At 73.7% G+C, this 21,040-nt stretch carries 12 protein-coding genes; 5 read left to right on the top strand and 7 right to left on the bottom strand.

Annotated features, from left to right (window positions below; all coding sequences use genetic code 11):
• Positions 1-39 precede the first annotated feature (39 nt).
• The 3 genes from WME85_RS21125 to WME85_RS21115 form a co-directional block, all read right to left on the bottom strand.
• On the bottom strand, positions 40-2,379 hold the full coding sequence (locus WME85_RS21125) for a peptide ABC transporter substrate-binding protein (RefSeq protein ID WP_437840502.1): 2,340 nt from the start codon (positions 2,377-2,379) through the stop codon (positions 40-42).
• A 183-nt stretch (positions 2,380-2,562) separates the two neighbouring features.
• Positions 2,563-3,579 (bottom strand): UDP-glucose 4-epimerase GalE, encoded by a 1,017-nt coding sequence (galE, locus tag WME85_RS21120; protein WP_437840501.1) that lies wholly within the window; start codon positions 3,577-3,579, stop codon positions 2,563-2,565.
• Positions 3,580-3,818: 239 nt separating this feature from the next.
• On the bottom strand, positions 3,819-6,233 hold the full coding sequence (locus tag WME85_RS21115) for a peptide ABC transporter substrate-binding protein (RefSeq protein ID WP_437840500.1): 2,415 nt from the start codon (positions 6,231-6,233) through the stop codon (positions 3,819-3,821).
• 132 nt (positions 6,234-6,365) lie between these two features.
• On the opposite strand from WME85_RS21115, the gene WME85_RS21110 reads away from it, so the two are divergent.
• Positions 6,366-10,985 (top strand): hypothetical protein, encoded by a 4,620-nt coding sequence (locus WME85_RS21110; protein ID WP_437840499.1) that lies wholly within the window; start codon positions 6,366-6,368, stop codon positions 10,983-10,985.
• On the opposite strand, the gene WME85_RS21105 is transcribed toward WME85_RS21110, so the two are convergent.
• Both WME85_RS21105 and WME85_RS21100 read right to left on the bottom strand, forming a co-directional pair.
• On the bottom strand, positions 10,972-12,000 hold the full coding sequence (locus WME85_RS21105) for an OmpA family protein (protein ID WP_437840498.1): 1,029 nt from the start codon (positions 11,998-12,000) through the stop codon (positions 10,972-10,974). The two genes, WME85_RS21110 and WME85_RS21105, sit on opposite strands and share 14 nt — an antisense overlap.
• Before the next feature lie 259 nt (positions 12,001-12,259).
• Positions 12,260-13,327: an RNA polymerase sigma factor gene (locus WME85_RS21100; protein ID WP_437840497.1), complete on the bottom strand. Its 1,068-nt coding sequence runs from the start codon at positions 13,325-13,327 to the stop codon at positions 12,260-12,262.
• A 118-nt stretch (positions 13,328-13,445) separates the two neighbouring features.
• On the opposite strand from WME85_RS21100, the gene WME85_RS21095 reads away from it, so the two are divergent.
• From WME85_RS21095 to WME85_RS21085, 3 genes are all read left to right on the top strand, one after another.
• Entirely contained in the window at positions 13,446-14,186 is a 741-nt protein-coding gene (locus WME85_RS21095) for a L,D-transpeptidase family protein (protein WP_437840496.1), read from the top strand.
• A gap of 126 nt (positions 14,187-14,312) precedes the next feature.
• A complete protein-coding gene (locus WME85_RS21090) occupies positions 14,313-14,717 on the top strand; it encodes an EVE domain-containing protein (RefSeq protein ID WP_437840495.1) in 405 nt (134 codons plus the stop codon).
• 32 nt (positions 14,718-14,749) lie between these two features.
• Positions 14,750-15,490, top strand: a complete 741-nt coding sequence (locus WME85_RS21085) for a hypothetical protein (RefSeq protein ID WP_437840494.1) — start codon at positions 14,750-14,752, stop codon at positions 15,488-15,490.
• A 48-nt stretch (positions 15,491-15,538) separates the two neighbouring features.
• On the opposite strand, the gene WME85_RS21080 is transcribed toward WME85_RS21085, so the two are convergent.
• Complete coding sequence (locus WME85_RS21080) at positions 15,539-16,801, bottom strand: glycosyltransferase (protein WP_437840493.1); 1,263 nt, start codon at positions 16,799-16,801, stop codon at positions 15,539-15,541.
• A gap of 515 nt (positions 16,802-17,316) precedes the next feature.
• Complete coding sequence (locus WME85_RS21075) at positions 17,317-17,979, bottom strand: HAD family hydrolase (protein WP_437311220.1); 663 nt, start codon at positions 17,977-17,979, stop codon at positions 17,317-17,319.
• 315 nt (positions 17,980-18,294) lie between these two features.
• Here WME85_RS21075 and WME85_RS21070 point away from each other — a divergent pair, with 315 nt between their 5' ends.
• Positions 18,295-20,907, top strand: a complete 2,613-nt coding sequence (locus tag WME85_RS21070) for an efflux RND transporter permease subunit (RefSeq protein ID WP_437840492.1) — start codon at positions 18,295-18,297, stop codon at positions 20,905-20,907.
• Positions 20,908-21,040 lie beyond the last annotated feature (133 nt).

Here is a 21,040-nt window from a genome sequence, read left to right as displayed (position 1 = left end):
CTCGAGCGATGAGCGCCCGGCCCGCCGCTGCGGGGGTGCTCACTGCGGTCCTCCGAGCCGCCCCGGCGGCGGCAGCTCCAGCGCCGGCGGGGGCTCTCCCGGCGGCCGGTGCTGCCAATCGGGGTCGATCCAGAGCCACTTGATCAGCTGCGTGTTGCGCGCGTTCGGGCTGTACCCCCTCACCCACGGCTTCACGAGCGTCGGCTTCTCCTCGAAATAGAGCGGGATCCGGCACATCCCGTCGAGGGCTCGCCGCTCGGCCTCCCGGAAGACCCGGATGCTCTCCCTCTGGTCGGCGATCGACGCGGCCCTGCGCACCGCCTCGTCGAACTCGGCGTCTGCCCACCCGCTCCGGTTCTGGGGGCTGTACGAGAGGAACGTCCCGAGCCACGTCTGCGGATGGTTGTAGTCGGCATACCAGGCCAGGCGGATCACCTGGAAATTGCCGTCGCGGAGGTCCTTGAGCATCACCCGCCACTCCTCGTTCCGCAGCGTCGCGGAGACCCCGAGGTGGCGCTTCCACATGTCCTGGATCGCCACGGCGACCTGCCCGTGCCCCTCCCCCGTGTTGTAGAGGACCTCGAGCGGGGGAAAGCCCTTCGCGCGGAGCTCGCCACCGTCGGAGATGACCTCGTAGCCGGCCTCGGCGAGCAGCGCGCGAGCGCGCGCGGGGTCGTGGCCGACCTCGGGGCGCGAGAACGGATCTGCGCCGCGCCTCCTGTCCTCCGCCACCTGCTCGGCGTAGCCAGATCCGGTGATGTCGGGCACGTAGTGCGTCGCCGGCGTGCCCACGCGCGTGACCTTGTCGACGAGCTCTCGCTTGTCTATCGCGAGGTTCAGCGCCCACCGGACGCGCGGGTCGTCGAGCGGCGGCTTCCTGGTGTTGACCTCGTAATACACGGTGGAGAGGTACTCGCTCCGCCGGAGATCCTTCTTGCCGGACAGCCAGGCGAGGTGCTCGTAGGGGAGCTCGGAGTTGTCGCCCAGGTAATCGAGATCCCCCGCTCGGTAGAGCTGCATCGTGGCGTTGTACTGGGCGATCTCCATCCACACGATCCGGTGGATCCGGAGCGCGTCACGGGCCCAGTATGCCGGGTTCCGCTTCATCGTGATCTCGTAGCGGAACTTCCACTCGTCGAGCGTGTAGGGCCCGTTGACCACGATGTTCTCGGCGCGGAACCAGAGCTCCGGCTCGCCCCGCGCCTCGAAGGGCTCGATGACGTCGCGGCGCACCGGGAGCAGGGTGACGAAGCTCGTGAGGTCGGTGAAGTACGGCGTGGGCTGCTCGAGCTCGACGTCGAGCGTCACGTCGTCGACGGCCCGCACGCCGACGGCCGTGTCGTCCTCGACGAGCGCCGACGCGGCCACGAACCCGGTCACGGCGGCGGGCGGCGGCGCGGCGCGCGGCGCGGCGGGGTCGTACGTGGGGAGGCTCGCGTGGGGCGCGACGAGCGCGTACGCGGCGCGCTCCGTCGGCGCGGCCTGCGCTGGCGGCTCGGGCGGCGCGAGCAGGCAGCCGGGCAAAAAGCCGCGGCCCCGGGGGCCCTCGACCTCGAACCAGCGGTCGGCCGCGCCGTTGCAGGCGACCGGCGGGCCGGCCGCGAGGAGGGCGACCTCGGCGCCCCGCCACCCGCCGTCGGGGGCGGCGTCGCGCGGGGCGGGCGGCGGGGTCGCGCCGGCCGCGTCGAAGGCGAGCCGCTCGCCGGCGCCTGTCGTCTCGTCGGGCTCGCTGTAGGTCACCGCGGCGACCCCGGGGGGCGGCGCGGCGAGGGGCGTCACCGCCGAGACGACCCGGGCGGGCGACTGGCCGAGCACGACCACGAACGCGCCTTGCGGCAAGGACAGCGCGGCCGGCGCGTCGGGGCGCGGGGCGCTGCGCAGCGCCGCGGCCTCGCGCAGCGCCTTGAGCTTGCCGAGGTTGAACAGCTCGCCGTTCTTCAGGACGTGCAGGTTGGTCGCGGCGAGCGAGGCCGTGGACGGCCGCAGCACCCGCTTCCACGCGTACTCGAAGTCGTGCGCCGTCACCGGCTTGCCGTCCGACCAGCGCGCCTCGGGGCGCAGGTGGAACCGGAAGATCCGGTTGTCGTCGCTCTGCTCCCACCGCGTCGCCACCCCCTGCACGGGGTGGAGATCGCCCGCGCCGTAGGTCGTCAGCCCCTCGAACATCTGCTGGAGCAGCGAGATGCTCACCGAGTCGACGGCCTTGCCCGGATCGAGGTACTCCGGCTCTTCACCGTTGTTGACGTAGAAGGTCGCGACGTCCTTGCCGGCGCGCGTCGTCGTCCCGACGTACTCCTCGCTGTGGCCGGAGCAGGCCGCGAGCAGCGCGGCGAGCAGGGCGATGCGGGGACGCAGGAGCTCGTGGACCATCGACGTCATCTGCGATGCTCGAGCCCTGGCTATCCCGGGCTCATGAGAGAAGGAACCACAGAGGCACAGAGGGCACAGAGGAAAGAGCAGAGGGGCAAAAACATCTCTTTCTTCTCTTTCCTCTGTGCCCTCTGTGCCTCTGTGGTTCAATTCCCCATCACGAAACCAGGAACGAGCTTGGGAAATGCAGCGTCAGTCGGCGAAGCCCTTCGGGTTCTGCTCCTGCCAGCGCCAGCTGTCGCGGCACATGGTCTCGATGTCGCGCTCCGCGCGCCAGCCGAGGAGCTCCGTGGCCCGCGCCGGGTCCGCGTACACCGAGGCGACGTCCCCGGGGCGCCGGGCGACGATCTCGTGGGGGATCCGCTTGCCGCTGACCTTCTCGAACGCGGCCACCACCTCCAGCACCGAGTTCCCCCGCCCGGTGCCGAGGTTGACGGTGAAGCTGTCGCCGACCGAGAAGATGCGCTTCAGCGCGGCGAGGTGGCCCTGCGCGAGGTCGACCACGTGGATGTAGTCGCGGACGCCGGTGCCGTCCGGCGTCGGCCAGTCGCCCCCGAACACGCGGAGCTTGTCGCGCCGCCCCACCAGCACCTGCGTGATGAACGGCGTCAGGTTGTTCGGGATGCCGCTCGGGTCCTCGCCGATGAGCCCGCTCTCGTGGGCGCCCACCGGGTTGAAGTAGCGCAGGGACGCGAGCGACCAGCCCCCGGTCGCCGCCAGGTCGCGCAGGATGTACTCCACCATGAGCTTCGACTGCCCGTACGGGTTCGCCGGCCCGAGGCGGCTCCCCTCGTCGATCGGCACGCGCTCCGGATCGCCGTACACGGTGGCCGACGAGCTGAAAACGAGCTTCCGCGACCCATGGACGTCGAGCGCCTTGAGCAGGCACACGGTCCCGGCGACGTTGTTCTCGTAGTACGCGAGCGGCTTCTCGACCGACTCGCCGACGGCCTTCAGCCCGGCGAAGTGGATCGTCGCGTCGATGGGGTGCTCGGTGAGCAGCCGGTCGAGCAGCGCCGCGTCGCGGATGTCGCCCTGGATGAACGTCACCTGCTTGCCGGCGATCCGCTCCACGCGCTCGACGGCCGCCTTGCGGCTGTTGCAGAGGTTGTCGAGGATGACCACCTGGTAGCCCGCGTGGAGCAGCTCCACGCAGGTGTGCGAGCCGATGTAGCCCGCGCCTCCGGTGACCAGGATCGTCTTGCTCATGTCTTTCTCCCGAGATGGTCCTTGCTGCGCTCTCTTCGATGAGGCCATGGCGCAGGCCAGCGCGTCAATGGGGACTTCTCCCTACGACGCGCGGCCAGGCCCGCTGAAAGCCTGCTCCTCGGCCGCCGCCGTCTTCCCGAGACGCGTGCGTCTCCTCCTGGTTCGGCCTCGGCCCGGAGCACACGAGTCAGGGTCGAGGCCGGCGGGCGCAGAGTCGCTGTCGCGCCCGGGCGCCGCCCTCACGGCGCGGTCGGCCCGCCCGGAGCCGGACCGAGCCGCCCGGGCGGCGGGAACTCGAGCGGCGGAAACGCCGTCTCGTTGGACGCGTTGTCGCGCCAGCTCGGGTCGATCCAGAGCCATTTCACGAGCTGCACGCTGCGCGCGTTGCCGATGAACCCCTTGACCCAGGGCTTCACGAGCGTGGACTTCGTGTAAAAGTAGAGCGGCATCTTGGGCATGCCGTCGACGGCCCGCTTCTCCGCCTTGCGGAACATCAGGATGCTCTGCTTCGGATCGGCCGTCGCCGCGGCGGCGCGCATCAGGTCGTCGTACTCCTTGTCGGCCCAGTTGGTCCGGTTCTGCGGGCTGTACGAGAGGAGCGTGCCGAGCCAGGTCGCCGGGTGGTTGTACTCGCCGATCCAGCCGAACCGCACGACCTGGAAATGGCCGTCGCGCACGTTCTTGAGCATCACCTTCCATTCCTCGTTCCGCAGCGTGGCGGAGATGCCGAGGTGACGCTTCCACATGTCCTGCACGGCGACGGCGATCTGCTTGTGCCCCTCGCTCGTGTTGTAGAGGATCTCGAGCGAGGGGAAGTTCTTCGCCCTGTATCCGTCGCCCTCCTGGACAACCTCGTAGCCTGCCTCGGCGAGCAGCGCGCGGGCGCGCTCGGGGTTGAACGCGACGTCCGGCGACGCGAACGGATCGACGCCGCGCTTCCGCTCGTCGGCCACCGTCTCGTCATAGCCCGAGCCGGTGTAGTCCGGGACGTAGTGCGTGGCCGGCGTCTGCCCCGCCCGCGCGATCTTGTCGACGATCTGCTGCTTGTCGACCGCGAGGTTCAGCGCCCAGCGGACGCGGACGTCGTCGACCGGCGGCTTCCGCGTGTTGAACTCGAACCAGTATGTGGACAGGTATGGGAAGCGCCGGAAGTCCTTCTTGGCCGACAGCCAGCTCATGTGCTCGGCGGGGAGCGAGGCGTTGTCGCCCATGTAGTCGAGATCTCCCGCCTTGTAGATGTTCATCGCGGCGTTGTACTGCTCGACCTCCAGCCAGACGACGCGGTGGATCTTGAGCTTATCGCGGTTCCAGTAGGCCGGATTCCGCTTCATCGTGATCTCGTAACGGAACTTCCACTCATCGAGCGTGTAGGGGCCGTTGACCACGATGTTCTCGGGGCGGAACCAGAGCTCGGGCTCGCCGCGCCGCTCGAACGCCTCGATGACGTCCTTGCGCACCGGAAAGAGCGTCACGTAGCTCGTGAGATCGGTGAAGTAGGGCGTGGGCTGATCGAGCTCCACGTCGAGGGTGAGGTCGTCCCTGGCGCGGACGCCGACGGCGCTGTCGTCCTCCGCGAGGAGCGCGTCGGGCACGAAGCCCACCGGGGGCTCGCCCTGCGGGGGCGCCGGCGCCGCGGCGTCGTACGTGGGCAGGCTCGTGTGCGGCGCGACGAGCGCGTACGTCTCGGCCCGGGGCGCGGCGCCCCCGCGCGCGCCGTCCGCGGCCGGCTTGAGCAGGCAGCCCGGGAGGAAGCCGCGCGCGCCGCCGCGGTCGAGCTCGTACCAGCGATCGGCGGCGCCGTTGCACTGGCACGGCGGGCCGGCGCGGACGATGTCGACCACGGCGCCCTGCCAGCCGCCGCCGGGCGCGGAACCGACGCCGGCAGCGCCAAACGACAGCCGGTCTTCTACGCCGCCACCGGCACCGTCGCCGCCCTTCCCCTCGCCCTTCGCGAACGTCACCGCGGCGGCGCCCTCGGGCAGCGCCGCGAGCGGCGCGATCGTGGAGTCCACCTGGATCGGCGAGCGCGCCAGCACCACCACGAACGACCCCTTCGGCAGCGCGAGCGTGGAAGGCGCGTCGGGCCGGGGGGCCGCGCGGAGCGGCGCGGCCTCGCGCAGCGCCTTGAGCTTGCCGAGGCTGAACAGCTCGCCGTTCTTCAGGACATACAGGTTGGTCGCGGCGAGCGAGGCCGTGGACGGCCGCAGCACCCGCTTCCACGCGTACTCGAAGTCGTGCGCCGTCACCGGCTTGCCGTCCGACCAGCGCGCCTCGGGACGCAGGTGGAACCGGAAGATCCGGTTATCGTCGCTCTGCTCCCACCGCGTCGCCACCCCCTGCACCGGGCGAAGGTCGCCGGCGCCGTAGGAGGTCAGCCCCTCGAAGAGCTGCTGGATCAGCGTGGAGCTCGCCGAGTCGTTCGATTTGCCGGGATCGAGGTACTCCGGCTCGCTGCCGTTGTTGATGTAGAGCGTCGTCGCGTCCTTGCCGACGCGCGTGGTCGTCCCGGCATAACCGCCCTCGTCGCCCTCGCTGCACGCCGCGAGCGAGGAGGCCAGGAGGCCGAGCACCGCGAAGGCGCCGCGCGCCGCCCTGCCGGCGCTCCCGCCGCCCCCCTCGCCACCGGCACCTCGTCGCCCCGGAGCCCGTCGCATGCGAGCGGGGTAGCACGGCGCCAGAGGGGCAGGAAGGCCGTGGCCGCTCCGCCTGCGGGGCGCTCGACCTCATCCGGCCGGCGACACCATCGCAGACAGCGCGCGGTCTTCGTGTAAGGTCGCGCGCTCGTCATGCTGCACGACCGCGTGGTTGTTCCGTCGCGCGCTCTCTCGATCTGCGCGGCGCTCCTCGTCGGGTTCCTCGCCCCGGGCTGCGGCGGCGCCAGCCCCGCGGGCGGTGCGCCCCGGGCGGCGGCGCGCTGCGATCCGGCGCAGCTCGAGCCGTGCGAGCGCGCCCTCGCCGCGGCCGTCGCGGAAGGGCGCGCGACGCGGGAGCTCGCCCTGGGCTACCTCGAGGCCCGGGCCGCACGCAGCGCGGGCGATCCGTGGGCGCGCCTGCTCCGCGATCTCGACCGGCGCGACCGGCGCGACGGGCTGGCGCCGAGCGCCGCGGTGATCGTCGAGGCGGGCGCGGCGGACGTCGGCGAGGGGCGCGGCGGCGCGGCGGACGCCGTCTGGATCCGCGCCGCGCCGCTGCCGCCCCCGGGGGAAGCCCTCGGGGCCGAGGCGCTGCTCCTCGCGATCGGCGAGGCCCTCGGGTACGAGCACCTCGTCCACGCGCGCGCTCGCGGCGGCGCGGTGCAGCTCTTTCCGCGCGATCCGCTCGCGCCGTTCACGGCCGGCCTCGCGCCGGTCGCGCGCAGCGACGCGCCGCTCGCGCGCGTCGCGGACGACATCGCGCTCGCGGCGCTCGTGCGCCGCGCCTTCAGCGCGGCCAGCGGCTTCCGCTACGTCGAGGCCGCGCGCGCGGCCGACGCCCTCGCGGTCGCGGTGAAGGGGCGCGATCCGGACGGCGAGCCGGTGCTGCGCGGCCGGTACGCGCTGCAGCTGCTCGGGACCGCCGGGATCGCGCTCGACGACGACGACGACGACGACGAGCGCAGCGCGAGCGGCGCCGCCCGGGTCGACCCTGCGCCCTCGCCCGGGGACACGCCGTACGGCGACTTCCTCCGCGTGCGGACGGCCCGGGACGGCCGCGCGGCGTGGCGCGCCCGCGGCGCGGCGGTGCTGCGGGGCGTGCCCGCGGATCGACGCGCGGCGCTCGACGATCTGCTCGGGAAGGCCCGCGGCTGCGGCCGGGGCCTCGCGCCGCCGATGGAGGGCGCGCGCGATCTCGTGTTCGCCGCGGAGCTCGCCGCCGCCCTCGCCCCGGGCGATGGCGCCGCCGCGCGCGCCGGCGGCAGCGCCGCTGCGCCCGCGTCCGGGAGCGCCGCTGCGCCCGCGACCGGGAGCGCCGCTGCGCCCGCGGCGGCGAGCACGGCAGCGAGCGCCGCGGCGGCGACGCCGGACGGACGGCTACCGCTCGAGGCGTGGCTGCCGCGCTACGAGGCGCTCGTCCGCGCGGTCGACCAGACGAGCACCGCGTGGGCCCACGCGCCGAGCCTGCTCCACGAGCGCGGCCCCGCGCCGCCCGCGGGCCAGGCGGGCAGCGCCGTCCACCAGCGCGTCACCGAGCTCGGCCTCGCGCACCTCGCCGCGCTGCGCGCCCTCGCCGAGGCCGAGCCGCGCCGCTACCGCGCGCTCGCGCAGATCCCGCTCGCCTACAGCCCCGGCGTGCTCGCCGACGAGCGGCTCCGCGACGCCATCGTCGACCTCACGCAGGTCGCCGTGCAGCGCCGCATGGCCGAGGCGCGCGACCCCGAGGCCGTCCTCGGCGCGCTCCTCGCCGGCGTCTTCGCGGGCATGTCGTACCCGCCCGAGGTGCAGCCCGCGCACTTCCTGGCCCTGCAGGGCGCGCTCACCGCCAAGCTGCGCGGCGACCTCACCGCGCAGACCGGCTGGGGCGCCGCCGGCCTCTACGCCGCCGACGCGCTGTACCGGCTCCTGTCGGACCAGGCGCCCGACCTCGCGTTCTCGTCGGCGCAGGTCGGGCGCGCGCTCTCGCCCGATCCGGCGCTCCCGTACCCGGGCCTCGCGGCCCTCGCCGCGAGCTTCTCGCGTTACGCCGCGCTCGGCGCCGCGGGCGCGCTCGACGCCCGGGCGACCGACGCGGCCAGGTTCCCCCCGGAGCGCCGCGAGGCGCGCGAGGCGCTCCGCCGCGCGATCGCGGGGCTCGCCGCGCCCGAGGGCGGGAGCGCCGCGCCCGGAGGCGCCGCCGCGAACGGCGGTGCCGCCGCAAACGAAGGCAGCACCGCCGCGCCCGGAGGCGCCGCCGGCGGGGCGGACGCCGTGGACGCGCCGCCGCCCGGCCTCGTGGACGACGTCGCCGCCCTGGCCGACGGCGTGCTCGCCGTGCTCCTCACCGAGCGCGCGCGCCGCCCGCCGCCGGCCGCCGGCACCTGCGCCGCGGGGCGAGGGCCGAGCCCCGAGGCGCGCCGCGCGCTCGCGCGGCTCGGCGACGTCCGCGGGCGGATCCTGCTCGCGCCGCGGTACAAGCAGGGCGACGGCGCGTGGGCGCGGCGGGCGCGGCTGCTCGTGACGCTCCTCTCCGACGCGATGGACCTGCTCGCGGCGCCGGCCCACACGCCGGCGCGCGCCGGCGCGCCGGAGCCCCGCGTGCGCTTCACCGTCCCGACCGCGGCCGCCGAGGCCGCCGTGGCCGCGGGCCTGTCCGGCTGGGGCGACCGCGATCTCTCGGACGCGCTCGCCGGCGCCTACGCGCTCGCCCGCGCGCTGCTGGAGTCCGCCACCGCGGAGCGCTTCGCGCAGCAGAGCGGCGCCCCCCTCGGCCGGGTGCTCCGCGGGCTCTCCGCGGCGCTCCGCGACGGCGGAGCAGCGCAGGGCACGGCCGGCGTCGCCCTCCTCGACGCGCTCGCGTCGCTCCCCGCGCGCGCGGAGGGCGACCTCCGGGGCCTCTTCGTCGGCTACGCCAGGGCGCTCTCCGCCCGCGGGCTGCGCGACCAGGCCGACCTCGGGCTGCTCACCTCCCTCCTCGGCGCGGCCGTGCTGGGCGCGCCCCCGTCGCCGGAGGCCGTCGCGCTCGCGACCGAGAGCGGCAGCAGGGTAGCGTGGGCGCTCTCGTACCTGAGCGAGATCGCGAAGGCCCGGCGCGGAGTCGCCCCCGATCCGTCCGCCTACGCCGACGCGATGCGCAGGGCGTCGGACGACGCCTGCCAGACGGCCGACCCGGGCGACGTGCTCGCGATCGTGGGGGCCGCGCGCGATTTCGCCGGCGGCCGGCGCGCCGAGGCCCGCGAAGCGCTCGACCGCATCCTCTCGACCGCCGACGCGCGCGGCCTGCGCGTGCCGCGCATGACCTACCGCTACGAGGAGAAGACCGCGACGCGCGTCTTCTCGCTCAGCTTCGACGTCTCGTACGGCGCCGGGATCCTCGAGGGATCGACCGGCTTCCAGCTCGGCCTCGGCCTGCGCACCCGCGGCGAGCCCGAGGGCGCCCTCACCGCGGCGCTCGCGCCCGAGGGCTCGCCCCAGGGCGACGACGACGCGGCGCGCGCCTACGTCAGCGCCGCGGCGCTCGCGGCCGCCTACCACTTCCTCGAGGGCGACGCCGATCGCGGCGCCGCCGCGGCGCGCCGCGCGATCGCGGCGCTCTCGTTCGGGCTCCGGCTCGGCCCGCGGGCGCTGCGCTCGGACCAGCCGCTCGCCTGGGGCAAGGACGCGCGCGCGCTGCTCGCGATCGACGCCCAGCTCGCGGCCGAGGCCGGTCACCCCTTCCTGGCCGGCGACCTCTGGACGCTCGTCCGCGGCCTCTTGCCGCCGGACACGGGCGACGCCGCGGTCGCGGCGCTGCTCGATCCGCTCCCGGCGGGGCTCGCCGCCGTCGCGGGCGTCGAGCCGCTCGTCGCGAGGACCGCGCGCTCGCTCGCCGCCCTCGCGGCCCCGCTCGCCTGCACCGAGGCGAAGGTCGAGCTCGGCGGCTACGAGGAGCCCGCCTGCGACGCGTACCCGCTCGCGCTCTCGCTGCGCATCGCGGACGTGCTCGGCAAGCTCCCGCACCTCCGGCGCGCCGGCAGCGCGGCGGCGTGCCCCGTCCTGCGCAGCCTCGACGGGTTCCTCACGGCCGCGGAGCGCGGGACGTACGACCCCGACGCGTTCACGGCCGCCGTGGAGGCGCTGCGCCGGAGCGGCCGGCTCTACGACGCCGGCGTGATGCTCGCCCGGCAGCGGCGCGAGGGGCACTGCGGCCCGCTCGTGCTCGCCGCCGCGCGCGCGCTCGGCCGCGAGCCTTCCCTGGGCCCGGCGCTGCGCGCCGACCTGCTCAGCGTCGCGGTGCGCTGCGCGGCGGCGGCGCTCGACGCGAGCGTCGTCGACGACGTCATGGCGCTCGACGACGAGACGCGCGCCCTCCCGGACCTCGGCCGCAACCTGAAGGTCGTGCTCTTCGCGACGGAGCTCGCCGCGCGCGCGCAGCGCTGGGACGTCCTCGCGCGGCTCGCGAGGCAGCCGGAGTTCGTCGCGCGCTGGCTGGGGGAGAGCGACGAGGCGGCGGCGACCGCGCTCCTCATCGAGGCCGCCGCGGCCGTGCTCGCGGGCGGGCCGGCTCCAGGCGGCGCGCGCGGCGCGCGCGGTGCGCACATCGACAGCGCGCGCGAGCGGCTCTGCGCGCAGCCTCCCGCCGGCGATCTCGCCGCGCTGTGCGCCGAGATCCAGCGCCTCGGCGCGGGCGCGCTGCCCGAGCCTGAGCGCCAGCAGCGCGCGAAGGACGCGCTGGAGCGCCTGCTGGAGGCCGCGCGCGGACAGGCCCAGCCGCCTGCCCGCGCGCCGCTCCGCCCCCCGGCTACTTCACGCTAGCGGGCTTCGTCTCGGCGGGCTTCTGATCGGCGGGCTTCGCGGCGGCCGGCTTCGTCGCGTCCGCGGGCTTGGCCTCGGCCGGCTTCGCTGCCTCCGCGGGCTTCGCGGCCGCAGCGGGCTTCGCTGCTTCCGCGGGCTTCGCGGCGCCGGCCTTCGTGTCGGTGGGCTTCAGATCGACCGGCTTCGCCTCCACCGGCTTGGGATCGGAGCCCTTCTGGGCGGCCTTCGCGGCGCCCTTCGGCGCGGTGGCGGGCACGCCGGCCGGCTTGAGGCCCTTGGTGACGGCGGCGGCACAGGCGAGCTCGACGCCGGTGTCCTTGCCCTCGAACCGCATGATCTTGATCTCGACGCGGCGGTTCTTCTCCTTCGCCTCCTCGGTCTCGCCCGCGTCGAGCGAGCAGTGCGCCCCGTAGCCGGCGGGCCGCACGCGGTTCTTCTCGACGCCGAGGGCGACGAGCGCCTTCACCACCGCGTCCGCGCGCTTCTTCGTGAGCGTCACGGTGGCCGCGTCGTTGCCGACCTTCTCGGAGTAGGCCGCGACCTCGACGAACTCGATCTGCGGATTGTCCTTGATGACCTGGGCGATGTTGGCGAGGAGCTCCTGCGAGGCGGGCTCGATATCGGCCTTCCCGGCGGCGAAGGTGATCTTCTCGTTGAGCTTCACCTCGCTCCCGACGAGAGCGACCCTGGGGACGTCGGGACACCCGTCCTCGTCCTTGTAGTTGTTCTTGACCTCAGCCTCGCCGGGGCACTTGTCGGCGTCGGCCACGAGGCCGTCTCCATCCGGGTCGGTCGACTTGCAGCCATCCTTCGCGTCGGGCGGCAGGCCGTCCTCTTTCTCGGCGACGCACTTGTCGGCGCCGTCATCGAGCACGCCGTCCGCGTCCGCGTCGGGGGGCGGCGGCGGCGGCGCGGGCGGCGGCGGCGCGGGCGGCGGCGGGGCCGCCGCGGGCTGCACCTGGGGCTCTTTCGCGCAGCCGGCGTTCGCGGCGAGCAGCGATGCTGCGAATGCCATTCCAAGCCATCTCGTGGTTCGCATCTCCTGGGCTCCTCTCCTTGGCGTCCTTGATTGCGCCGAGCGCCCGCGTGTTTAGACGACTACGCCGGAAACTGCGAGATTTAAGCGCACGGTACGGCGCGCAGCGCGGGGCGCGCGCCCCGCGCGGCAACACGGCCCCGGCGCAGTGAGGACACATCGCCGCTGGCGAGCCATCGAGATCGATCGGCTCCGCGCGCGTCGCTCGCTGTGCTGACTGCTCCCCTGGCGCGCGGCTTTACCGCTTCACGGACGGGAAATCCATCTTTTCGGACGCATCGCTCTTCTTCAGGTCTGGCGGCAACGGCTTCTTGGGGCTGAACAGCTTCTCTGTGGGGGCGGTCGCGGTGGACTTCGGCGAGGGCGGCGGAGCCACCTTCTTCTGGTTCTGGCGCTGGGGCGAGGGGCTCGCGTCGGTCGCATCCCTGTCTGTCTTCTCGTCCTTCCCGTCGAGCGTCGGCCCCGGCGCCGGGGTCGTCTCCGTCGGCGTGCGGAGCGCGTCGAGCGCGCGCGCGCGGGCCGCGGCGACGTCCGGCGCGCCGCGGCCCGCCGGGTCGAGCCGGTCCGCCTCGTCGAGCTGGTCGAGGCACCGGCGCCACGCCGCCTCGTCGCACGCGCGCAGCGCCTCTGCCCTGAGAGAACGCGCGCGGTCGCGCGGATCGCGTGGCTCGAGCGGATCGCGCGGCGACGGCGCCTCGCGGGGCGGAGCGCTCGGCGGCGGCTCGGGCAGGGGCGCGACCACCGGAAGATCCCTGGTCGACCGCAGGAGCCGGACGACGACGATCGCGAGCAGCGCCAGCGCGGCGACCGCGGCGAGCTCCGCGAGCCAGCGCTCGCGCATCCACCGCCGCATCCGCGACACGCGCTGCCGCACCCGGGCGGCGGGCACCTGCTCCTCGGCGGCGATGCTCTCGAGCTTCTCGCCCTCCCCCTCGCGGGCCATCCACGCGAGCGTCTGCTGGGCGTCGCGCGTGGCGGAGGCCTGCTCCTCCGCCCAGCGCGCCAGCTCGCGCGCCTCGACGGGCGGCGGGCCCACCGGCAGGTCGGGCAGCTCGGTCGCGGCCTCGCGCGACGAGCGCCGGTGGTGGTCGGCGACCTTGTGGCGCGCGATCCCGAGCAGCCAGCGCCGGAGCTCCGTCGGGTCGGCCGGGCGCGCGGGCGAGGCGAGCGCGTCGCAGAGGACGGTCTGCACCACGTCGTCCACCTCACCGCTGGGCACCCGCCGGCGCACGAACTCCTCGAGGGCTCGGCGGATCCCTGGCTCTGCCAGGGGGTTCGTCGCGGGGCTGCGGTGCTCGGTGGTCATCGGCGTGCTCATCGACCTCTGCATCGCGCCGCGGTCGCGGAGTGTGACGCGCCCGCTCGAGAATAAGGCAGACCCCGCTCGCGCGTCACACTCCGTGGCGCTGCGCCGACGCTCGGGCATGGTCCTCAGGCTCCCTGCTGCTCTCGCCGCGGCGTCGCTCGCCGCCTCCCTCGCCCTCACCGCCCCCTCCATGACCGCCGGCCCGGGCCGCGTCTCCGGCGCGGCGCCGGCGCTGCCGCGGCCCGTCGCGCTCACGCCCGGCGCCACCACCGCGGTCGCTGCCGCCCTCGTGCCCGGCGCCGCAGCCGCGGCCGCCATCGTGCCCGGCGCCTCGGCCGCTGCCGCCGTCGTGCCACATGCTCCTCCCATCGCTGCCGTGGCCACGCCCGCCGCGGCCGCTGCCGCCTCGGCGCGGGTCACCGAGATCCGGATCGACAAGAGCGAGCACACCCTCGATCTCGTCGCGGACGGCACGATCGTCCGCTCCTATCGGGTCGCCCTCGGACCGGGCGGATCGGGACCCAAGCTGTACGAGGGCGACAGGCGGACGCCGGTCGGCACGTACCGCGTCGCCGGCCGCATCAAGGGTCTGTTTCATCAGTTCCTGGTCGTCAGCTACCCGAACGAGGAGGACCGGCGCCGCTTCGCCGAGCTCAGGCGTCGCGGCGAGGTCCCGCCGGGTCGCGGCGTCGGGCACGGCATCGGCATCCACGGCGTGGGAGGCGGCGGCGGCGCGGTGCACGCCGGCTCGCACAAGGACACCGACTGGACGCTCGGCTGCATCGCGCTCGACGACGACGAGATTGACGAGGTCGCGCGGCGAACCCCGGACGGCGCCAAGATCGTGATCACCGATTGAACGGGCGGTGCTAGGGTAGCCGGTCAAATCGACGGGCTGTCCGTCGAGGATGGGAGCGCGACGGCCCGACCGGCGCCGCCCTCATGCCTTCCCGGGAGATCGTGCATGTCTCGCCGTTACTGGCTGATGAAGAGCGAGCCTCAGAAATATTCGTTCGCGCAGCTCGTGCGCGACGGCCAGACGATGTGGGACGGCGTCCGGAACTTCGAGGCCCGCAACAACATGCGGGCCATGAAGGAGGGCGACCTCGTGCTCTTCTATCACTCGAACGAGGGCCTGGCGGTCGCGGGCGTGGCGCGCGTCAAGCGCGAAGCGTACCCGGACCCGACCGCCGATGCGGAGGAGGACTGGAGCGTCGTCGACATCGCGCCGGTCGCGCCGCTCAAGGTGCAGGTGACGCTCGACACGATCCGCGGCGACGAGGCGCTGGCCGAGATCGCGCTTTTGAAGAAGTCGCGCCTCAGCGTCGTGCCCGTCTCGAAGGAGCACTTCGATCGCGTGCTGAAGCTGGGCAAGACCAAGATCGCTTGACGCGGGGACCCGGGGTAACGACTAATCCCGGCGTGAACCTCCGCCCCGGAGCCCGAGCCTTCGCCCTCCTCCTCCTCTCCAGCGCCGCGTGCGGCGGCCCGCTGACGCCTTCCCCGATCGAGGGCGAGCCGGTCTGCCCCGACTTCGAGATCGGCGCGACGCACGCGCCCATGCGCGGGAGCCTCCGCTTTCCGGTCACCTTGACGGTGCTCGACGGCAAGAAGCCGATCACCCGGACGACGCTCACCGGCCGCCGATCGCAGGACGATCCGGCGAGCCGCGTCCTGCTCGCCGACGAGGACGCCGAGTACGAGCTCGAGTGGGCGCAGTGCGAGAACCAGCGCGCGCCCCGGGCGCGCACGCTGGCCCGCGACACGAAGGACACGGCCGAGTACGCGTGCGGCAGCGCGACGGTGTACAAGACGGACAAGCTCGTCACCCGGAAGGGCGACGCCGCCTCGCGCACGGTCCACTTCGCGGCGCCCCCGAAGTCGGAGTGCTGGGAGAGCGAGCTCCCTGCGGCCGAGCCGCCCCCGGCGCTCCCTGCGGTGCCCGACCAGCCGCAGCCCGACGCGTCCGCCGCCGAGCCGGCAGCAGCCGCCGACGCCGGCGTCGCTGACGCGGGCGCCGCCGGTGCGTCCGCCGCGCCGGTCGACGCCGGCGCGCCCCGCGATGCGGGCGCTGGCGCGCCCCGCGACGGAGGCGCAGGCGGCGCCGCGACGCCTCCCCGCGCCGGGGCCGCGGATGCCGGCGCCGTCCCGCAGGGCAGCTAGTTTCGCCCGCCAACCCCTCGGATCAGAGGTCTCGAACGCGATCGCGGATCATCGTGCTCCCGACGCGAGGTAAGCCTCGATCCATCGCAGGCCGGGTTGCTCTCGCTCCAGCGCGACGAGCTCTTCTCGCACGGACGCGACATTCGCTCGGACGGCGGCGTCGGAGGACAGCCTGCGGAGCGCCTCCACCACCTCCGCGACCGTGACCGAGCTGTCTTCGAACACCGCACCGAGACCATGATGGCGGACCCGCGCCGCGTTGCCTGGTTGATCGAAACGACCAGGGATCACGACGACCGGCTTGCCGTGGTAAAAGCACTCCTTGAGCGAGCTGAGCCCACCGTGCCCGATGACGGCGCAGCTCCGCTCGATGAGCGCGAGCTGAGGCGCGAACCGGACCTCGATCAGATTGGGCGGTCGCGCCGTCTCCCCGGGGCCGCCCTCCGGCATGGCCGCCACGAACTGGTGATCCGGCATCGCGGCCGCCACCTCCGCTGCGAGCCCGCCGAGCGCGAGGGTCTCTCGGCGGCGATGAGCCTGGCTGCCTCCACCGACGTAAACGAGCGGTCGCCCGTCGAGTAGCTCCCAGGGGAACCGGACCTCCGGACGATCGAGCCAGAGCGATTCGGCGTGGATGCGCCGGTCGGACGGAGGTCGCGGGAAATCGAGCCGCGAGGGCCCGAGCACGATCTCGGGGAACTCGGGCAGCTCCGCCTCGAACGATCCGCGACGATCGATCCGATCGAGCGGATACCCGTAGCGGTGGACCAGGACGGCAAGCTTGATCGAATGATAGCTGCCCTGGTCCGTGCGCGACCCGAGCAGGGCTTCCCAGGCCCCCTCCGACCGCGCGAGCCCCTCGGGCGAGGCGTCGTAGGGGAGCGGGCTCGACAGGGGAGGTACGCCGGGCGCCCAGCCTTGAGGCAACGACGTCGAGAGCCGCAGGCACCGGATACCGAGCGACCAGGCGCTCACCGTGAGAAAATCGTTGAGCGTGTCGGCGAGGATGAGGTCGGGGCTCACCTCTCGCAGGCGTGACTCGAGCGCTCCTCTCATCAGGTACTCGCCATAAGCGGCGAACCGCGCAGCCAATACCTCGGGGGTCTCGGCCCGGTTCTCCGTCAGGGTCCCGCGAGGAAAGACGGTCTCGAAGACGGGAACGAACCCGAACCCGCGCTCGAGGATCCACCCTTCGAAGTCCGGGACCCCGAGGTAGACGACCTCGTGCCCCGCGGCGCGCAAGTTCTTTGCCAGCGATAGCGTCGGAACGAGGTGGCCGAGCTCGGGGAGCATGCCCAACGCGATCTTCATCTTTATCCTCCTATTCAGCGCCGAGCGCTCGGTTCGCACTTCGATAACGCACGCCCAGGGAGGCACTCTAAGCGATGGCCGCTCGGCTCCGCCGCCACGAGCAGCGAAACGACGCCGGCCGCCGCGACGAACGCCAACTCGGGGCAGGCCCCGCAGCTGAGTTTGATGTTTCCGAAACGGTTAATTATCGTTCGATGGAGCGCAGTGTCAAGGCAGGTCCACCTCGCCGAGCGTGCTCGCATGCACGCCATGGAGTCCACGGACCACGGAGGCGTCTGCTCTCGGTCGACATGTCCAGCGTGGCGACATGTCCAGCGTGGCTTTCCCGGGTGCAGAGGCAGCACGGCTTGCGTCCGCCATCTCCTCCATCACGGATCGCGCCCGGCGCCCCTCAACGTTGTTTGAGCTGGGCAAGAACGATAGTCACGACGATGTGAAATCGGACGTCGCCGCAGCGCTCGCGCGCGGCCGCTGGGCGCGGAGGCGCGCGGACGGCGCCACGCGGGCGATCGTCTCTACCCAGGCGACAGCAGGCGCTCGAACGCGCCCTCGGAGAGCTGATCCAGCCGCTCCACCGAGAGGTCGGCGCCGAGCTCCGCGTGGCGCGGCCCCACGCCGATCACCTTCATGCCGCCGCGCTTGCCCGCGAGGACGCCCGCGGGGGCGTCCTCGACGACGACGCTCCGGTCCGGCGGGACGCCGACGCTCTCGGCCGCCCGGAGGAAGACCGCCGGGTGCGGCTTGCCGTAGGGCACTTCCTCGCTGCTGATCACCGCGTCGAACACGCCCGTGAGCCCGGTCGCCGCGAGGATCGCGTCGAGGTTCTCGCGCGGCGCCGAGGAGGCGATCGCCATCCGGAACCCGCTCCGGGGGAGCGCGCCCAGCCACGCGCGCACCCCCGGCAGCGGCTCGATCCCCGATTCAGCCACGAGCTTCCGGTAGTGCCGCTCCTTCGCGCCCGCGATGCGGGCGATCTCGGCTTGCGGGATCTCGGGACCGATCAGGCGGCGGAGCAGATCGTCGTTGCGCATCCCGAACACCGCATCATGGTCGGCGTGATCGTAGGAGCGCCCCTCGGCCGCGAGCGCCTCGCGCCAGGCGATGAAGTGGAGCTCGCTGGAGTCGACCAGCGTCCCGTCCAGATCCCAGAGAACGGCCTTCGGATGCGATAGCGACATGGAATGACACTATCACCTGCTGCTCCGCGAGATCTCGCGCCCGCCGCCGCGCTCGCGCCCCTCACCGCGCGCCCGGCCGCCGCTCGCGCCGGGTCGCTGCTCGCGCGGGCCCCCGCGGCGCCGACCGGTCGCTGCGCCCCCGGTTTCTTGCTATCGCTGCCCCGCGCTCCTCCGCGACCGCCTGGCCCTCGGCCGCGCGCGCCCACGTCGGCGCCGCGCCGCACGCGACCGCTGTTCCGCGGGGAACCCGTTCCCTAGAACGCGGTCCACCCCGCGCTTCCCCGCTCCATTCAGCCCCGGATTTACGACCTCCCCATGCCCTCTCCGCAGCCCACGGCGCCTCGCCCGTCCACGTCTTCCTCTCAGGATCCCTCTCCGCGCGCCGCGCCGCCCTCCTCGCGGCGCGGCGGGCTCGCGGCGCGCCTCGCCGAGCTCCAGGTGAACCGGCCGGCGCTGCCGCTGCTCCTGACCGGGCTCCTCACCGTCATCGCGATCTTCCTGGCGACGCGGCTCACGGTGCTGACCGGGTTCGAGTCGCTCTTGCCGGCGTCGCGGCCGAGCGTGCAGGAGCTCGACAGGGTCGCGGCCAGGACGGCCGGCGTCTCCACGCTCTTCGTCGTGCTGCAGGGCGGCGAGGGCACGCCCACGGCCGCGCTCCAGCGGGCCGCCGACGCGCTCGTCCCGGAGATCGAGCGGCTCGGGCCGCCGTGGGTCGGCAGCGTCGAGGACGGCGTGCACGAGGCCTACCGCTACCTCTCGCCGCGCGCGGGGCTCTACGTCGATCGCGAGAAGCTGACGAAGCTGCGGGACGACATCGAGGCGCGCTACGCCTACGAGGTCAACAAGGCGACCGGCGCGCTGCTCGACGAGGACGAGCCGCCGCCCGAGGTGAACGCCCGCTCGATCGAGCAGAGCCTCGGCCTGAACGGCGTCGACACCGGGCGCTACCCCGACGGCTACTACCAGTCGAAGGACGGCAAGACCGTCGTCGTCGCCATCCGCTCGAAGGTGCTCGGGAGCGACTTCGCCGCCGGCAGCGAGGCGATCCGGCGCGTGCGCGAGGTGGTCGAGCGCGTGCGCCCCGCCTCGTTCGACCCCGGGATCACCTACGGCCTCTCCGGCGATCTGCAGACCGGGATCGCCGAGTACGCGGCGATCAACGCGGACCTGACCGACGTCGGCGTGGCGGGCGCCGTGCTCATCGCCGCGGTGGTGTTCCTCTATTACCTGCGCGTGCGCACGCTCATCGCCATGCTGATCACGATCGGCGTCGGCGTCGCCTGGACGTTCGGGGTCACGCAGCTCGCGATCGGCCACCTCAACATGGCGACCGGGTTCCTCTTCTCGATCGTCGCCGGCAACGGGATCAACTTCGGCATCATCTACATGGCGCGCTACCTCGAGGCGCGCCGCGGGGGCGCGAGCCTGCTCGAGGGCGTGCGCGTCGCGCACCGCGAGACCTGGCTGCCGACGCTCACGGCCGGCTGCGCCGCGTCGGCGGCGTACGGCTCGCTGCTCGTCACCGAGTTCCGCGGGTTCCGCGACTTCGGCCTCATCGGCGGCGTCGGCATGGTGCTCTGCTGGGTCGCGACGTTCGTCGCGCTGCCGAGCATCCTCGCGGTGATGGATCGGCTCATCCCCCTCGAGCAGGGGTCGCCGGGCCTCCTCGGCCGGCTCCGGCAGCGCACCCAGGGCGGCCTCGCATTCGGCGCGCCGTTCGCGCGGCTCGCGGCGAAGGGCCCGGTCGGGATCACGCTCGCGGGCCTCGCCCTGGCCGCGGTCGGCGTCGTCGCCACGGTGGCGTACGTGCGCGCCGATCCGATGGAGTACGACCTCCGCAACCTCCGCAACGACGAGCGGGCGCGCGCCGAGCAGATCCGCCTGACCGACCTCGCCGAGGAGATCACCGGCTACGTGGGCACCGACGGCATGGCGATCCTCGTGGATCGGCCCGAGCAGATCGACCCGCTCCGCGCGGCGCTCTACGCGCGGCGCGACGCGGCCCCCGAGGGCGAGAAGCCGTTCAAGGAGATCTACGCGCTCCAGGACCTGGTCCCGAAGGACCAGGAGGCGAAGATCCCGGTGCTCCAGGAGATCAAGGAGCGCGTCCTCCGAGCGAGGAAGCGCGGCCTCCTCGGCGACGACGACTGGCGCCGGATCCAGGCGGTCATCCCGCCGGACGATCTCGCGCCGTTCGGGATCGACGATCTGCCGGCGGGGGTGGCGCGCGCGTTCACCGAGACTGACGGCACGCGCGGGCGCATCGTCTACATCAGCCCGATCTCGCCCGAGAGCGTGCACGACGCGCACTACCTGTTCCGCTGGGCCGACGCCTACCGCGAGACGCGGCTCCCTGACGGCAGCGTCGTGCGCGGCTCCGGGCGCGCGGTCATCTACGCGGACATGTGGGCCGCGGTGATCGACGACGTGCCGCCGGCGGTGCTCTTCTCGCTCGCCGCGACGGTCCTCGTCGTGCTCATCGCCTTCCGCGGCGGCCGCTCGGCGTTCGCCGTGATCGGCGCGCTGCTCGTCGGCGTCTCCTGGATGGCTGCGCTGCTCGTGCTGATGGATGTGAAGCTCAATTTCCTGAACTTCATCGCCTTGCCGCTCACGTTCGGCATCGGCGTCGACTACGCCGTGAACATCGTCCAGCGGTACGCGCGCGAGGGCGCCGGCGGCGCGCTGACCGCGGTGCGCGAGACGGGCGGGGCCGTGATCCTCTGCAGCCTCACGACGACGCTCGGCTACCTCGCCCTGGTCCGCTCGCAGAACCACGCCGTGCGCAGCCTCGGCGTCGCCGCGGTGATCGGCGAGCTCGCCTGCCTCTTCGCCGCGGTGCTGGTGCTGCCCGCGGCGCTCCTCTGGCGCGACCGGCGGCGCTCGAAGGAGGCGGAGGGCCTCATCGCCGTCGGCCGCCCGACGACCTGAGCGCGGCCGCGGCGCTCCGTTCCCCCGCCAGCTGGCTCGAACCGTTTCGACCCCCCTGGCGCCGCCCCTCTCGACGGACTCGAACCGTTGCGGCCCCCCTGGCGCCACCCCCTCCCAACGGATCCGATCCGTC

It is taken from the genome of Sorangium sp. So ce1153 (assembly GCF_051521595.1).
Taxonomy (GTDB): Bacteria; Myxococcota_A; Polyangia; order Polyangiales; family Polyangiaceae; genus Sorangium.
Note: the sequence above shows the minus strand (reverse complement) of the source record. Positions and strands in the feature narration are given on the sequence as shown.

Coding starts and splice junctions, on each gene's coding strand:
- WME85_RS21100 (WP_437840497.1), bottom strand. CDS start 13,327: ATGACCACCGAGCACCGCAGCCCCGCGACGAACCCCCTGGCAGAGCCA.
- galE (WP_437840501.1), bottom strand. CDS start 3,579: ATGAGCAAGACGATCCTGGTCACCGGAGGCGCGGGCTACATCGGCTCG.
- WME85_RS21095 (WP_437840496.1), top strand. CDS start 13,446: ATGGTCCTCAGGCTCCCTGCTGCTCTCGCCGCGGCGTCGCTCGCCGCC.
- WME85_RS21090 (WP_437840495.1), top strand. CDS start 14,313: ATGAAGAGCGAGCCTCAGAAATATTCGTTCGCGCAGCTCGTGCGCGAC.
- WME85_RS21075 (WP_437311220.1), bottom strand. CDS start 17,979: ATGTCGCTATCGCATCCGAAGGCCGTTCTCTGGGATCTGGACGGGACG.
- WME85_RS21110 (WP_437840499.1), top strand. CDS start 6,366: ATGCTGCACGACCGCGTGGTTGTTCCGTCGCGCGCTCTCTCGATCTGC.
- WME85_RS21115 (WP_437840500.1), bottom strand. CDS start 6,233: ATGCGACGGGCTCCGGGGCGACGAGGTGCCGGTGGCGAGGGGGGCGGC.
- WME85_RS21080 (WP_437840493.1), bottom strand. CDS start 16,801: ATGAAGATCGCGTTGGGCATGCTCCCCGAGCTCGGCCACCTCGTTCCG.
- WME85_RS21105 (WP_437840498.1), bottom strand. CDS start 12,000: ATGGCATTCGCAGCATCGCTGCTCGCCGCGAACGCCGGCTGCGCGAAA.
- WME85_RS21070 (WP_437840492.1), top strand. CDS start 18,295: ATGCCCTCTCCGCAGCCCACGGCGCCTCGCCCGTCCACGTCTTCCTCT.
- WME85_RS21125 (WP_437840502.1), bottom strand. CDS start 2,379: ATGACGTCGATGGTCCACGAGCTCCTGCGTCCCCGCATCGCCCTGCTC.